This is a genomic window from Aquicoccus porphyridii, assembly GCF_008369105.1.
GTDB classification, from domain to species: domain Bacteria; phylum Pseudomonadota; class Alphaproteobacteria; order Rhodobacterales; family Rhodobacteraceae; genus Aquicoccus; species Aquicoccus porphyridii.
The window spans coordinates 1-385 of the sequence record NZ_VINQ01000200.1; the positions used below are offsets into that span (position 1 = coordinate 1).

Here is a 385-nt window from a genome sequence, read left to right on the forward strand (position 1 = left end):
CTTCGCCCGCGAGTTCGCCCCGTACTTCTACAACAAGGCCATCCTCGACGTGCAGTCGTACCTGAAGGAACGGTTCGAAAGCATCGAGAGCGATGTCTGGGCGCTGGAAAAGAGTTGAGTTTCCGCGCGCCTGTCCACCGAATACAGACTTGAACAGGGTTCACCGATGCTGATCATTCCCGCGATCGACTTGAAAGACGGCGCCTGCGTGCGTCTGCGCCAGGGCCTGATGGAAGACGCCACGGTCTTCTCCGACGATCCGGTGGCGATGGCCGCCAAATGGGTCGATGGCGGTTGCCGCCGCCTGCACCTGGTGGACCTGAACGGCGCTTTCGAAGGCAAGCCGGTCAACGGCGAGGTGGTCACCGCCATCGCCCGTCGCTAC

General features: G+C 62.1%; 2 protein-coding genes. Both read left to right on the forward strand.

Annotated features, from left to right (window positions below; all coding sequences use genetic code 11):
• The coding region (locus FLO80_RS24185) for a DUF2164 family protein (RefSeq protein ID WP_149187171.1) at window positions 1-118 on the forward strand (118 nt) is incomplete at its 5' end.
• Between the two features lie 48 nt (window positions 119-166).
• The coding region (locus tag FLO80_RS24190) for a HisA/HisF-related TIM barrel protein (protein ID WP_246156814.1) at window positions 167-385 on the forward strand (219 nt) is incomplete at its 3' end.